14 protein-coding genes are annotated in these 13,306 nt (G+C 46.9%); 8 read left to right on the top strand and 6 right to left on the bottom strand.

Annotation, left to right across the window (positions count from 1 at the left end; all coding sequences use genetic code 11):
* Positions 1 to 12 precede the first annotated feature (12 nt).
* From Pcarn_RS03950 to Pcarn_RS03935, 4 genes are all read right to left on the bottom strand, one after another.
* Positions 13 to 1,179: a C45 family autoproteolytic acyltransferase/hydolase gene (locus Pcarn_RS03950; RefSeq protein ID WP_261835091.1), complete on the bottom strand. Its 1,167-nt coding sequence runs from the start codon at positions 1,177 to 1,179 to the stop codon at positions 13 to 15.
* A 155-nt stretch (positions 1,180 to 1,334) separates the two neighbouring features.
* The gene (locus Pcarn_RS03945) at positions 1,335 to 1,970 is read right to left on the bottom strand and encodes a trimeric intracellular cation channel family protein (RefSeq protein WP_261835090.1); all 636 of its coding nucleotides are present in this window, start codon (positions 1,968 to 1,970) and stop codon (positions 1,335 to 1,337) included.
* A 108-nt stretch (positions 1,971 to 2,078) separates the two neighbouring features.
* Complete coding sequence (locus Pcarn_RS03940; protein WP_261835089.1) at positions 2,079 to 2,699, bottom strand: NAD(P)H-binding protein; 621 nt, start codon at positions 2,697 to 2,699, stop codon at positions 2,079 to 2,081.
* An 88-nt stretch (positions 2,700 to 2,787) separates the two neighbouring features.
* Entirely contained in the window at positions 2,788 to 3,957 is a 1,170-nt protein-coding gene (locus Pcarn_RS03935) for a D-alanyl-D-alanine carboxypeptidase family protein (protein ID WP_261835636.1), read from the bottom strand.
* Positions 3,958 to 4,288: 331 nt separating this feature from the next.
* Here Pcarn_RS03935 and Pcarn_RS03930 point away from each other — a divergent pair, with 331 nt between their 5' ends.
* Together Pcarn_RS03930 and Pcarn_RS03925 are read left to right on the top strand one after the other, a co-directional pair.
* Positions 4,289 to 4,771, top strand: coding sequence for a GNAT family N-acetyltransferase (locus Pcarn_RS03930; protein WP_261835088.1), 483 nt, complete (start codon positions 4,289 to 4,291; stop codon positions 4,769 to 4,771).
* Positions 4,772 to 4,779: 8 nt separating this feature from the next.
* Complete coding sequence (locus Pcarn_RS03925) at positions 4,780 to 5,697, top strand: LysR family transcriptional regulator (protein ID WP_261835087.1); 918 nt, start codon at positions 4,780 to 4,782, stop codon at positions 5,695 to 5,697.
* On the opposite strand, the gene Pcarn_RS03920 is transcribed toward Pcarn_RS03925, so the two are convergent.
* Positions 5,690 to 6,595 (bottom strand): LysR family transcriptional regulator, encoded by a 906-nt coding sequence (locus Pcarn_RS03920; protein WP_261835086.1) that lies wholly within the window; start codon positions 6,593 to 6,595, stop codon positions 5,690 to 5,692. The genes Pcarn_RS03925 and Pcarn_RS03920 overlap by 8 nt on opposite strands.
* A 98-nt stretch (positions 6,596 to 6,693) precedes the next feature.
* On the opposite strand from Pcarn_RS03920, the gene Pcarn_RS03915 reads away from it, so the two are divergent.
* Together Pcarn_RS03915 and Pcarn_RS03910 are read left to right on the top strand one after the other, a co-directional pair.
* Entirely contained in the window at positions 6,694 to 7,638 is a 945-nt protein-coding gene (locus tag Pcarn_RS03915) for an ankyrin repeat domain-containing protein (RefSeq protein ID WP_261835085.1), read from the top strand.
* Complete coding sequence (locus Pcarn_RS03910) at positions 7,638 to 8,306, top strand: NAD(P)H-dependent oxidoreductase (RefSeq protein ID WP_261835084.1); 669 nt, start codon at positions 7,638 to 7,640, stop codon at positions 8,304 to 8,306. The genes Pcarn_RS03915 and Pcarn_RS03910 overlap by 1 nt, the downstream gene beginning before the upstream one ends.
* 35 nt (positions 8,307 to 8,341) lie before the next feature.
* Here the strand turns inward: Pcarn_RS03910 and kdgR are convergent, their stop codons facing one another.
* Positions 8,342 to 9,127 (bottom strand): DNA-binding transcriptional regulator KdgR, encoded by a 786-nt coding sequence (gene kdgR, locus Pcarn_RS03905; RefSeq protein WP_261835083.1) that lies wholly within the window; start codon positions 9,125 to 9,127, stop codon positions 8,342 to 8,344.
* A 251-nt stretch (positions 9,128 to 9,378) separates the two neighbouring features.
* Between kdgR and kduD the strand changes: the two genes are divergently transcribed.
* From kduD to Pcarn_RS03885, 4 genes are all read left to right on the top strand, one after another.
* Positions 9,379 to 10,140 carry a 2-dehydro-3-deoxy-D-gluconate 5-dehydrogenase KduD gene (gene kduD, locus Pcarn_RS03900; RefSeq protein ID WP_261835082.1) on the top strand — a complete coding sequence of 254 codons (762 nt, stop codon included), beginning with the start codon at positions 9,379 to 9,381 and terminating at the stop codon, positions 10,138 to 10,140.
* Between the two features lie 17 nt (positions 10,141 to 10,157).
* Positions 10,158 to 10,481: a cupin domain-containing protein gene (locus Pcarn_RS03895; RefSeq protein WP_261835081.1), complete on the top strand. Its 324-nt coding sequence runs from the start codon at positions 10,158 to 10,160 to the stop codon at positions 10,479 to 10,481.
* 20 nt (positions 10,482 to 10,501) lie between these two features.
* Positions 10,502 to 11,143 (top strand): RpiB/LacA/LacB family sugar-phosphate isomerase, encoded by a 642-nt coding sequence (locus Pcarn_RS03890; protein WP_261835080.1) that lies wholly within the window; start codon positions 10,502 to 10,504, stop codon positions 11,141 to 11,143.
* A 347-nt stretch (positions 11,144 to 11,490) separates the two neighbouring features.
* Positions 11,491 to 13,254, top strand: coding sequence for a sodium:solute symporter family protein (locus Pcarn_RS03885; protein WP_261835079.1), 1,764 nt, complete (start codon positions 11,491 to 11,493; stop codon positions 13,252 to 13,254).
* Positions 13,255 to 13,306: the final 52 nt, after the last annotated feature.

Below are 13,306 nucleotides of genomic sequence, written 5' to 3'. Positions count from 1 at the left end.
CCCTCCACTGTATTAAGCCTTCTGTTCAAACAGCGCTCTCACATCAATATGTGCCCAGTCACCCTCTAGCGCAGGCAGTTTTACCCAAAGCTGCTGCTCGTCTAGGTCAGTCACAACCTGATAGTTAGTCAGATCTACATCTTGGTTTGTTGGCTTGGTTACGCCGCCATTTTCCTTGAAGCTACCATCTTGGTTGTAAAGAGGAATATCAAAGATATCGCGCATCACCTCAGTGTTAAGATCTCCAGCCTTTTCAGCATGGCGAGCCGCGAGGTTGTCGAAGCGTTTTAGTGAAAAACTCTGGGTTTCACGTCGGCCCAAACCCCAATCTGGATTTAGGAAGGTGTTCACCGTAATAAAGGACTGTGCGCCTTTGTCTGCAACGCGCAAGCGGTTCTCTTGAATGGTGTTCTCATAAGCACACGCATGGCCTTTGTCTGCTAGCATCCAGATGGCAGCAACATCAGTCTTCGCAGCTTGGAAACGCGCACTGAGCGCCTGAATATCATCACTTTCCGAGATAAAATCAAACACTGAATTAAGGAACGATGGCTTCTCAATGGAGACAATATTACCGCCCATAGAGGTACCGTCGTGAAGGTCTGTGTATACGCCTTTGTCATTAAAGCCAGTCACCAACCACTGCCAACCTGGCCAGCTCACGTTCACTACGCTGTTTGAGCCATCGGTTGGGTTATACACGGTTACAAAGATTGGGAAATCTAGGAAGATCTCAGACCAATCCATATTACGACCTACTAAGGTGTGACCTTGTTGTGTGTTCTCGCCCCAGGTCGTTAGCGAAGTACAGCCAGAGAAAGAGTGAAGCTTGCCAAGATAGATAGCCATTGGACCACTTTGGTCTAGAACCACTACCTTTTCCAAAGGCCAACCTAGGCCATCCGCTACACCTTGGAAATACTGTTTACGACGCAGAGAAAGAGACTTAAATACGCGTCGGCCAAATAGCTCAAACGCCTCTTCTTGGGAGATAAGCCCGTTATCAAATTCTGGCTGAACGATCTTATCGTACATCGCCTGCATAGGCTCTTTGCTTAGCGCGCCGTATTGGCGGCCCATCTCATACCAACTGCCGTTTAGTTGCAGTACATAAAGCATCTCTTGCTCAGTCTCAAACAAGGTGCCGTTTTCAAATTGGTTTAGTTTAGAAAGTGTCATGGTGACCTCTGATGTCTGTTGTTTAAATCGAGGCCAGTATATGTGTTGGCATTGCCCTACAAACAATTCGATATGACGGATAGAGTTCGTCATAAATCAAGCAGACATAAAAAAGGCTCTCAAGTTCTTGAGAGCCTATGAAGATAAACAAACCGCTATTCATCACGATTGAGCATAGCCCACTGAGGCACTGTGACGTTTTTTTGAATAGAGAGATGTCTAAGGTATACCACCAGCGCTGCACACAAGAGCGCACTGACATAAGAGTGCTCAGGCGCAAAGTATAGGAACAGGCTATGCAAGAAACAGCCAAGTGCTACCGGAATGGCATAGAGCTCCTTGCTAAGCAGAAGTGATGGCCTTTGCAGAAGGTTGTCTCGCACTACACCGCCACCGACGGCGGTAATCACCCCCAAGATGGCTGGCGCCAATGGCAGCCCAAAGCCAAGAGACCACGCCTTTTCTGTACCCTGTATGCCGAACATGGCGATAGCTAGGGCATCGATATAGAGATAGAGCTTGTTAATCAAACTCATCTTTAAAAGGGGAAATAAGAAAAACCCCGAGATACTGGCGATGCAGGCGATGGTAATATAAGAGATCTCTTGGGACCAGAATACCGACACGTTTAGAATACAATCACGTATGGTGCCACCACCGACTGCAGTGACGATCCCCAATACCATGACAGAGAAGATATCGACTCTCTTGTTAAGTGCCGCTAAAACTGCAGATAAAGCAAAGGCTGCCGTACCCAGAACAGTAATGGCCTCAATAATAAGTTCGCTCATGTTAATGCTCCAAAATCCAAAACAGCTGGATTTTAGAGCTGAGCGAGTCATCTCCAAACTGCGCTAGGCAGGATGGTATTCGTCATTAGTGGATGAGGTGACAACAGATTAAGCGGACTTTTCTACACAGGCATAGATTTGACCGACACTCTCTGCATCGTCAAAAAGTTGATGCACCAAGCGAGCAACCTCACCGCGATTGATAGAGCCATGCACTTCTTGATACTGAGACAGTTCACCTTGTAGGTTCGGCTCACCATCTTTCAAACCGCCCGGCCTAAGGATGGTGTAATCCAAATTGCTGGTTTGAAGCCAAGATTCAGCCAGTGATTTCTCGCGTACCGAGTTGCCAAATACCTGCTTGGCGCGGTCTGACAAATATTGCCAGCTGTCACCACAGCCTAAAGAAGTGACAAGCAAAAAGCGATTCACACCTTTCGCCTGCAGCGCATCGATAAGGTGCCTATGACCTATATAGTCCACAGGATTATCTGACTGAAAACTACCCATACTCGAGACTACCCAAGCATCACTCGGGATAGCATCGACAGCCGCCTCAACTAGTTGCTTGTTGGTAGCATCACAAGTCAAAGTAGCGACGTTTTCCAGCGCAGGATTCTTACTTGGGTCACGAGCCACCGCGATAGCCTCTAAACCCTGAGCTGAAAAATAATCCACCATAGCGGCGCCCAGGCCGCTGGCTGCGCCCCATATTACGATCTTTTGCATTTATACAACCTTTCAAATGAGAATGATTGTATTTTGCATAAATCTCTATTGGACGCCTTTGCTCTCTGTCTAAGTTTGGAAAACTCTTTTAAATAAACAACATACGGATGTAATCAATGATGCGCTTAAAGAAGCCACCCTGCTCAACATCATGCAGAGCCACTAGAGGAGCACTCTTAATCACCTCGTTATTAGCATCCATATAGTTAACCGTGCCTATCTCATCGCCTTTATGAATTGGCGCTTTCAGTTTGCTTGGTAGGTCAACAACCGCTTGGATATCCTTGCCACCACCACGGCGCACAGACATAAATACATCTTCTGCAATGCCTACGCTTAGCTGGTTCTCTTCACCCATCCAGATGCGGGTTGAAGTGACTTCAGCATCCACTTGGTGTGGCTGAATGGTTTCAAAGAAGCGGAAGCCATAATTCAGCAGTCGCTTACTTTCAGCAGCGCGCGTGTTTGCACTTGAGGTACCCATGACCACTGAGATTAATCGCATATCTCCTTGGGTAGCCGAACTCACTAGGCTATAGCCGGCACCTGCGGTATAGCCGGTTTTCATGCCATCCACATTCATGCTGCGATCACGAAGCAGGGTGTTGCGGTTGTGCTGGGTAATGTTGTTATAGGTAAACGACTCTTCGCTATAAATAGGGTACAGATCTGGCACATCACGGATAAGTGCTTGTCCAAGCTTAGCCATATCGTAAGGGGTAGTCGCTTGATCCGGGTTATCTAAACCGTGCGGGTTGGCAAAGTAGGTGTTGTTTAGCTCAAGACGTCTTGCCCAGCTGTTCATCAGGTCAACAAAGGCCGCTTCAGAACCAGCAACGTGCTCTGCAATCGCAACCGAGGCATCGTTACCCGACTGTACGATTAGACCTCGAAGCAGGTCGCTAAATTTAACGCTGTTCCCTACCTCGATAAACATCTTGGATGAATCAGGAAAGTTTCTCGCCCACGCTTCACGACTGATGGTGACATTGTCGTCTTGCGAGATATTGCCACGGTTGAGTTCCTGTCCTGCAGTGTAGCTGGTCATCAGTTTGGTCAAACTGGCAGGTTTTAGCTGTGTGTGTGCATTACTCTCGGCAATTACTTCACCCGAGTTATAGTCTAAAAGCACATAGCCTTTTGCCGACAATACCGGCGGATTAGGTACTGCAATTGGCGTAGCTGCAACAGAAAAAGAAAGGGAGGCAGCAAGCGCAAGAGATAAACCGTTAAGTCTTTTTTTCATAAATAATTGGATAATAGTCAAAACCTGAAGTACGCCTCATTTCGAGGCAGTTTATGATTTTTAGATAGCTTCTATCATTAGATAACAACATTTCACTAAGTTCAGATTCTTCACTGGAAATGTTGAGTGCGCTCATAAAATATTACTCCCTAATATGCATTTAAACGCATCCAGAGTTAACCCACTGAAACACTCAGTTACATATTGATATTCGCGTGAAAAAAGACAGGTTATCAAATCAATCATGAGTTTTTATTATGCTTGAAATGACTTAATGTGATTTTTAGTTAAAATCGTTAATAGATAGAGTGACTATCAAACGTTAACCCCATGGAATAAGAGTATGAGTTTAGAGATAGTCAAAGTATCAAAACAGTATGATGCCGATCTGTGTCTGGTAATAAAAAGCGTTGGCGCTGAATATGGCGCAGTGGGCGAAGGCTTTGGCCCATCAGATGCAGAAGTGGAAAACATGAGCCAGTTTTACACCGCAGAAAACCAGAGCCTATATCTGGTCGCCCTGCTTGATGGCAAGTTAGTCGGGGGTTGTGGGTTGGCTCCCTTTGAACCGGGTTCAGATACCTGTGAGCTGAAAAAGTTGTTCTTGCTCAAAGAGAGCCGAGGCCTTGGACTGGGCAAGAAACTCTCTGAAATGTGTCTTGAGTTTGCCAAGCAGCAAGGCTTTACCCAATGTTACTTGGATACCCTATCCAACATGACTTCTGCGGTTCGTCTGTATGAGAAGCTCGGCTTTGAACACCTAGCTCAGCCCCTTGAAGGGACACTGCATAATGGCTGTGATGTTTGGATGCTAAAAACCCTCTAAGGATAGAGATGCATAACTATAAACTGCTAAAACCTCTGCTCATCCTGTTGCAGACTCGAAGTCTTACCGAGTCTGCACACAAGCTTAATGTCACCCAATCAGCAATGAGCCGCACCCTAGCACAGATCCGAGAAGCCTTTGCAGATCCAATACTAGTGCGTCAAGGGAAAGGTTTTGTGGTGACTGCACGTGGAGAAGAGTTGCTAAAACAGTTGCCTTTGATAATAGAGAGTCTGGATAAGCTGTATGCGGCAGAGCAATTTGAACCAAAGGAGTGCACTAGAGAGTTCAGGTTAGCCTACACCGCATTTCTGTCTGAACATATCGCGCCCTTGATATGTTTAGAGTTAGAAAAGCAAGCACCCAAATCCAGCCTGCACAGTCTACTTTGGCAACAGCAAAACCTTGGCTCAATGCTAGAGGACTCGGTAGAGCTACTGGCCACAACCCTAGATACCTTTCCTGAAAATATCCATGGTAAAAAGCTTATCCAAGATGAATATGTGGTAGTGATGAACAAGGATAACTCGCTCGCGAATAAGCCTCTAGCTATCACGGATTATCTCGATGCCAAACATATTACTGTCCATGGAATGCAAGAGATGAAGCAGGCGGTCAAACAGGTATTTGTGGAGCATCAACAATCGCGCCAAATACTGGCCAAGGTGCCGTCATTCGATTCAGCAATGGAGGTGGTTAGGCGAAGCAAAGCACTGATTACCGCACCACTGCACATCGCGGGCAACTATCCAGACCTTCATATTGCTAAACTGCCCTTTCGCCTGCCAAGCCACAGCTATTATCTTTTGTGGCATGCCAAACACCAAAAAGACCTGTCCCATCGCTGGTTTAGAGAGCTCTGTTTTAAGTGTTTGCAGATTTATCTAAAAGACGCGCAAGCCAGAGGGCATAAGCGCCTTAGCTAGCCACCTTGTGGATGTTCGCCACTAAAAAATCTATCAAGGCGCGAACTCGTGTTGGCAGAAACTCTCTAGAGGAATAATAGAGCCACACGGGAATAGACTCGCCCCAGAAGGGCTGCATGATAGGTACTATCTCGCCTCTTTCTAGCTCATCATCAAACATCCAACTGCCCAGACAAACAATACCCGCGCCTTTCAAAGCGGCCTCTTTTGCAGCTTTAAAGTGATTCACCTCAAGGCGCCCTTTGGGCTCATACAACTTAAACTGCTCACCCTCTTTTAGTCGCCAGCTGTGAAATCGACCACTGGTGAGGGAGCGCACTGGAATACAATCGTGTTGCTCCAACTCTTGCAGTGTTTTCGGCGTACCTTTTCTTGCGAGATAATCCTTACTGGCATACATACCTATACTCACCTCAAACAGTGGGCGAGCAATCAGGCGCGAGTCTTGGTTGATAGAAGTGCCAATACCTAGGTCAAAACCATGCTCTACTAGGTCCACTACTCGGTCATCAAAGCGAAGGTCGCAGCTGATCTCCGTGTTTTCCTGCATAAACTCCAAGATAAGGGGCAATATGTGTTCTTGACCTATGGAGCTAGCAGGCAGATTGATCTTTAGCTTACCTGTGACGCTACTAGAGTCATCAGTCACCTGCTCTATGGTGCTTTGTATCGCTTCGACCGACGGAGTCAAACTGTCAAACAGCTGTTGCCCAACCTGAGTCAAGCTGAGTGAGTGGGATGAGCGCAAAAACAGCTTCACCTGCCACTCTTCTTCGAGCTTGCCTATCGCTTTGCTGACCGCTGGAGGCGATATACCCAGTGCTCGCGCTGCACTGGCGAAACTTCCTGTTTTAGCGACTTGGATAAAGATGGGTAATTGGGTCGGGAGAGATTTCATAAACTTTTAGTTATCCAAAGAGTAATCAAACACACACTACCGGTTAATAAATATCTGTTCAATACTATAGTCATTCCACAGCACAACGGGTAATCACCATGACAATGCCAGTATTACAACAAGCCATTATCAATAACGACTTCGATGCCTTCAGCCAAGCACTTGCACAAGGTGCTGATATCAATCAGCTTGACCCTGTAATGGGTAATTCCCCATTGCACATTGCGGCTCAGCAAACATCGACCAAGTGGGTAGAGGCTCTGTTAAAGGCTGGGGCGTTTATCAATCTACAGACCCCTAAGCATGGGGTTACCCCACTAATGATTTCGGTATGGCATCGTAAGCCGCAGGTGACAAAGCTGCTGCTATCACAACCGGATATCAACACAGAGATCGTCTCTACCTTTGGTCTAAAAGCGACCCAGCTTATCGATTTCGGTGCGTCTAGCGACGACAGTTTCGGTCTTGAACAAGCACAAATGTTCCATTCGCTATTTGACGACTATGCAAAATGCCTAGCCGATACCCAAGCCAAGATGACGCACTTTAACCTAATCACCTCAAATGGCAGTGATAGCGATAAAGCAGAAGCTATTCAGGCACTTGAAGATCATAGCGCGCTAAATCTAGCGTCACCTATCACCTCATCAGGCAATGATGAACATACCGCAGTGATGGTGGCAGCAAGAGATGGTCAAGTAGAAAGCCTAAAGGCTTTGATGGAGCTAGGTGGCGACCAAACCATTCCGGACCACTATATGAAAGCCATTCCTTTGCATAAAGCGGCTTACAACGGACATCCAGAGATCATTGAGTTATTAAGTCGCTTTGGTGGTTTTAAAGAAACCTTAGACGCCCAAGGTCCAAATAATGGTTATACCCCGCTTCACGACGCCATCTGGCACGGTCATACACAAGCGGCCGCTAACCTGATAAACGCAGGTGCTCGCACAGATTTAAGAGGCTTCGACGGGAAAACTCCGCTAGAGCTAGCTAAAGAATATCAATACACCTCAATCGTAGAGATGTTGGAGAAAAAGTAATGAATGTACTCGTTGTTTACTGGCACCCAGAGCCAAAGAGCTTTAATGCAGCCCTGTTTAATCAATCCGTGGAATCACTTAAATCACGAGGTCATCAGGTAAAAACCTCTGATCTTCACGCAATGGAGTTTAACCCTACCTCTGGAAGGCACAACTTCACCACGGTGCATGACCCAGAGTTCTTTAAACAGCAGCTTGAAGAGATGCACGCCACCGACAATGACGGCTTTGCACCGGAAATCGAAACCGAACTGCAAAAACTGGAATGGGCTGACTTGGTTATCTTCCAGTTCCCACTTTGGTGGTTTGGGTTGCCAGCGGTACTCAAAGGTTGGGTAGACAGAGTATTTGCTATGGCGCGCACCTATGGTCGTGGTCGCATCTACGAAACAGGGCCATTCAAGGGTAAAAAAGCCATGCTCAGCCTAACCATGGGTGGCGGTGAAGAGATCTATGTGAAAGGCGGTTGGAATGGCGACCTGATGGGGATACTGCGACCTATCCATCGCGGCATCTTTGAGTTCAATGGCTACGATGTTCTAGAACCATTCACGGTTTACGGCCCGGCGAGAATGAGTGACGAGGAACGCAAGGCAGAACTCGAGCGTTTTGACACTAGACTCAAGGGCATTTTTAACGAATCTAAGATAGATGTCGGCGAGTATTAGTCATACAAAAAGGCGAGCATTAAGCTCGCCTTTTATTATGCTGGGTAGTTATGAAAACCCAATTTAGAGGAAATGTTTGCCCCTGCTTTGTGTAGCATGGCCACATATTCCATACGTCTTTCTTCGTCGAAACGCACTGTTGGGAAAGACATAGATACGCCGGCAATCACGTGACCAAATCTGTCATAGATAGGTGCAGCCACACAATATAGCCCCGGCTCTTGCTCTTCGTTATCTTCAGCAAAGTGCTGCTCACGAACCAACTCAAGCTCTTTCAGTAGCGAATCCACATCTTTATGTGTGTTCTTGGTATTGCAGTGGAATTCCACCCCTTCAAGTGAAGCGCGTACAAACTCTTCATCTCGCGGAGCAAGCAGCACCTTACCGATGGCAGTGCTATACAACGGGTTACGACGCCCCACACGAGAGTGCATACGCAAGGTATATTTCGCGTCTAGCTTGTGGATATAGATGATGGCATCTTCGTCCAGAGCGCCTAGGTGAAGGGCTTCACCCGTTTCCTCACCAATCTTAGTCATTTCAAGATCAGCCAATTCAATCAGGTCAACAAACTCTAGAGACTTAGCACTCAACTCAAATAGGCGTAGTGTCAGGCTGTATTTATCCGCTTCACCCTCTTGAGCCACATAGCCAAGGGTCTTCATTGTTTGTAGAAAACGGTAAGTAGTCGCCTTAGACATCATCAATCTTTGAGAAAGATCTGAAACGCCGATCTCCTTTTGCTCGCCAAGGGCCTCCAAAATCTTAAATACCTTTAGTACCGAGGATACGGCCTCAGGCTGAGTGCTCTTTTCTGCCATAGTTATCTGTTCTCCATATTAGCGCGGTGATTATAACCCTACCCTCGACAAATCTTGAAAAGGTTTTTCAAAAAATACGAACCGAATTAGGTGGCACAGATCTCATTTTCAAAACTGCGCAATAAATAAAATTAAAACATCATTTCATTTTAGTTGACTCGGCAATTCAGTTTGGATAGATTAGCTATCAACGAAATGACACATTAGTCATACAAAATTACATAACGATCAGGTAAACTAAGGAAATCACTATGATGCTCGACTCTTTCAATCTCGCCGGTAAGGTCGCTATCGTTACTGGTTGCAACACAGGTCTAGGTCAAGGCATGGCCGTTGGTCTAGCTAGCGCAGGCTGCGACATTGTTGGCGTAAATATCTCCGAGCCAACAGAGACAAAACAGAAGGTTGAGGCACTAGGCCGCAAGTTTCTTGATGTTCGCGCTAACCTAATGAAGATGGATGACATTCCATCTATCGTAGATAAGGCAGTAACTGAGTTTGGTCGAATCGACGTTTTAGTGAACAACGCGGGGATTATCCGCCGCGCTGACGCAATCGAGTTCTCAGAAAAAGACTGGGATGAAGTAATGGATATCAATGTGAAATCTGTTTTCTTTATGTCCCAAGCGGTTTCTAAGCAATTCATTGCTCAAGGCGAAGGCGGCAAGATCATCAATATCGCATCCATGTTGTCTTTCCAAGGTGGTATCCGCGTACCGTCTTACACTGCTTCAAAGAGTGGTGTAATGGGAATTACGCGCCTGATGGCTAACGAGTGGGCAAGTCACGGTATTAACGTGAATGCTATCGCACCAGGTTATATGGCGACGGACAACACGGCGGCACTACGCGCAGACGAGAAGCGTAACAATGAGATCCTTGAGCGCATTCCAGCCAACCGCTGGGGTACGCCAGAAGATCTAGCGGGACCATGTGTGTTCCTAGCATCGTCTGCCTCTAACTATATTAATGGCTACACCATCGCTGTAGATGGCGGTTGGTTAGCCCGCTAAAACTGGGTAAAAAGCAAATGTTTAATTACAACAAAGACATCGAGTTGGAAGATTTGGGTAACGGCCTAAGCCGCAAGATCTTGGCATACAGCGAAAACATGATGAGCGTTGAGGTTTACTTTGAAGAAGGCACTGTTGCCGCACTTCATAGCCACCCACACGAGCAGCTAACTTATGTTATCTCTGGCAAGTTCGAGTTCACTATTGGTGACGAGACTAAGATCGTTTCTGCGGGTGACGCGCTTTACAAAGAGCCAAACATCATCCACGGTGCAAAATGCCTAGAGAAAGGTGTGTTGCTAGACAACTTCACACCAATGCGTAAAGACTTTATCGAGTAAATCTGATTTCGGAGATTCCTATGAAAATCGCTCTAATGATGGAGAACAGCCAAGCGGGTAAAAACGCAGTTGTTCTAAACGAGCTTCAGCAAGTAGTAGCACCACAAGGTGACACAGTATTCAACGTAGGTATGAGTGACGAAAACGATCATCACCTAACCTACATCCACCTAGGCATCATGGCTAGCATCCTAGTCAACTCTAAAGCAGTTGACTTCGTTGTGACGGGTTGTGGTACTGGTCAAGGTGCAATGATGTCGCTTAACATCCACCCAGGTGTGGTTTGTGGCTACTGCCTAGATCCTTCGGATGCATTCCTATTTAACCAAATCAACAATGGCAACGCGCTATCTCTAGCATTTGCTAAAGGCTTTGGTTGGGGTGCTGAGCTGAACGTTCGCTATATCTTTGAAAAAGCATTCACTACCGGTGAGCGCGGTCAAGGTTACCCAGTAGAGCGAGTCGTTCCACAGCAAGCAAACGCTGCCATCCTAAACGATGTGAAAGCGGCTGTGGTTAAGGAAAACTTCCTAGATACGCTAAAAGCTATCGACCCTGAACTAGTAAAAACTGCAGTAAGCGGCGAGCGCTTCCAGCAGTGCTTCTTCGAAAACTGCCAAGTTGCAGAGATCGAAGACTACGTGCGCACAGTACTAGCTTAATCTCGATATGGCCGAGTCTAATTTGGGTGATTACTCATCCAATGGCTCGGCTTTTTTACGCCTAAAATTTGCCTCTCTCCCTCTTTCATCGGCGCTCGCCGATATCTAATCAGTAACTCACACGCTTAACCTCGACATAGTCTCCTAATAAAAATATAAGCCTATATTTTTCATTAACTTAAACACAAATGAAAAATATAAAACCGCGACATCAATAAAAATAAAACACTATTTCATAGATCACATTTTTACCCAAAAGAGTTAGATCTATTCATTACTCAGATCGATAATGAAACGGTATTTCAAAAACAAATTAGTACCCTTCAATTTTTAACTGAGTAAGCAATATGAACATAGATATTCTGGTAGTAGGGATCTACTTCATCTTTATGGTCGCAGTCGGGATCATATTCAAACGCCTTGCAGGTAACTCCACCAGCGACTACTTCCGAGGGGGCGGTAAGATGCTGTGGTGGATGGTAGGTTCAACGGCCTTTATGACCCAATTTAGCGCCTGGACCTTCACCGGTGCAGCTGGCAAGGCGTTCACTGACGGCTTCCCTATCATGGTTATCTTTATGGCGAACGCCTTTGGCTTCCTGCTCTCTTGGCTGTTCTTCTCATATCGCTTCCGTCAGATGCGCGTAGTAACACCGGTTGAAGGTGTACGTCGCCGCTTTGGTGCAACCAATGAGCAGGTGTTCACTTGGGCAACCATGCCAACCAGTATCGTTTATACCGGTATCTGGCTAAACGGATTGGCGCTGTTTGTAAGTGCGGTATTTAAGATAGATATCGAGACCACTATCGTAGTAACCGGCCTTATCGTACTGTTTATCTCAGTAATCGGTGGTTCTTGGGGTGTTGTTGCCTCTGACTTTGTACAGATGGTTGTGATCATGGCGGTAACTGTGGTGTGCGCCGTGGCGGCCATCATCAAGATCGGCGGTCCAAGCAACCTGATTGAGCAATTCCCTGCTGAGTCCATCATGGGTCCAAACATGAACTATCCATTGCTGTTCGTGGCTTGGTTCATCTTCATGTTCGTTAAACAGCTGCAAAACATCAACAACATGCAGGACTCTTATCGCTTCCTAACTGCGAAAGACTCTACCAATGCGCGTAAGGCTGCTCTACTTGCATTTGTTCTAATGCTTATCGGCCCTGCTATCTGGTTTATGCCACCTTGGGTAACCGCAGTTATCTATCCTGATGCCGCTATGGCGCACGCCGATGCCCTTGGCGGAAAAGCAGCAGACGCAGTTTATCTAGTATTCGTTGAGCGAGTGATGCCAGTAGGTATGGTTGGCCTTCTTATGTCAGCGGTATTTGCAGCAACCATGTCTTCTATGGACTCGGGTCTAAACCGCAACGCAGGCGTATTCGTTCGTAACTTCTACAGCCCTATCATCAACAAGGAAGCATCAGAGAAGAAACTGATGCGCGTGAGCCAAAGCGTAACTGTAGTATTCGGCGCTCTGATCATCATGGTCGCTCTGTTTATCAACTCACTGCGTGGCCTAAGTCTATTCGACGCCATGATGTACGTGAGTACCCTGCTTCAGATGCCAATCCTAGTGCCTCTGTTCTTCGGTATGTTCATCAAGAAAACCCCTGACTGGGCAGCGTGGGCAACCCTAGCTGTGGGCATGTTTGTCTCTTACCTAGTGAGCTTTGTTATCACTCCGGACGTGATTGCGAACCTACTTGGTCTTGAGAATGGCTTTACCAGCCGTGAGGCAGCAGACCTTACCGTAATGAACGGCATCATTGGTCATCTAGTGATCACTGGCGGCTTCTTCTGCCTGACCACTAAGTTCTACAAAGAGCCAGTGGGTGAGCGTAAGGCTGAGCTTGAGCACTTCTGGACCGACGTTGATACCCCTGTGGTTGAAGCAGCAGGTCAAGATGAAGTGGACCGTCAGCAACGCAGCATGCTTGGCAAGCTGATCCTGGTATTCGGCGCACTGGTTATCACCATGGTGCTTATCCCGAACCCATTCTGGGGACGCATGGCCTTCCTATTCTGTGGCGGGGTAGTGCTTACCGTGGGTGCCCTGCTTCTTCGAAGCGCAAAGGCAACCCCAGCCCTGAACCTTCAAACCCAGTAACAACCTATCGGGGTCTGCTGTGCAGGCCCCTCTGAGAGTGCTCAGCAAGGCC

The organism is Vibrio ishigakensis (assembly GCF_024347675.1).
Taxonomy (GTDB): domain Bacteria; phylum Pseudomonadota; class Gammaproteobacteria; order Enterobacterales; family Vibrionaceae; genus Vibrio; species Vibrio ishigakensis.
The sequence above is the reverse complement of the archived record's forward strand: the minus strand, read 5'-3'. Positions and strand labels throughout refer to the sequence as shown.

Bases quoted from the DNA above. Each gene is read 5' to 3' on its own strand.
- Pcarn_RS03950 (WP_261835091.1), bottom strand. From the start codon at position 1,179: ATGACACTTTCTAAACTAAACCAATTTGAAAACGGCACCTTGTTTGAG.
- Pcarn_RS03945 (WP_261835090.1), bottom strand. From the start codon at position 1,970: ATGAGCGAACTTATTATTGAGGCCATTACTGTTCTGGGTACGGCAGCC.
- Pcarn_RS03940 (WP_261835089.1), bottom strand. From the start codon at position 2,699: ATGCAAAAGATCGTAATATGGGGCGCAGCCAGCGGCCTGGGCGCCGCT.
- Pcarn_RS03930 (WP_261835088.1), top strand. From the start codon at position 4,289: ATGAGTTTAGAGATAGTCAAAGTATCAAAACAGTATGATGCCGATCTG.
- Pcarn_RS03925 (WP_261835087.1), top strand. From the start codon at position 4,780: ATGCATAACTATAAACTGCTAAAACCTCTGCTCATCCTGTTGCAGACT.
- Pcarn_RS03920 (WP_261835086.1), bottom strand. From the start codon at position 6,595: ATGAAATCTCTCCCGACCCAATTACCCATCTTTATCCAAGTCGCTAAA.
- Pcarn_RS03915 (WP_261835085.1), top strand. From the start codon at position 6,694: ATGACAATGCCAGTATTACAACAAGCCATTATCAATAACGACTTCGAT.
- Pcarn_RS03910 (WP_261835084.1), top strand. From the start codon at position 7,638: ATGAATGTACTCGTTGTTTACTGGCACCCAGAGCCAAAGAGCTTTAAT.
- kdgR (WP_261835083.1), bottom strand. From the start codon at position 9,127: ATGGCAGAAAAGAGCACTCAGCCTGAGGCCGTATCCTCGGTACTAAAG.
- kduD (WP_261835082.1), top strand. From the start codon at position 9,379: ATGATGCTCGACTCTTTCAATCTCGCCGGTAAGGTCGCTATCGTTACT.
- Pcarn_RS03895 (WP_261835081.1), top strand. From the start codon at position 10,158: ATGTTTAATTACAACAAAGACATCGAGTTGGAAGATTTGGGTAACGGC.
- Pcarn_RS03890 (WP_261835080.1), top strand. From the start codon at position 10,502: ATGAAAATCGCTCTAATGATGGAGAACAGCCAAGCGGGTAAAAACGCA.
- Pcarn_RS03885 (WP_261835079.1), top strand. From the start codon at position 11,491: ATGAACATAGATATTCTGGTAGTAGGGATCTACTTCATCTTTATGGTC.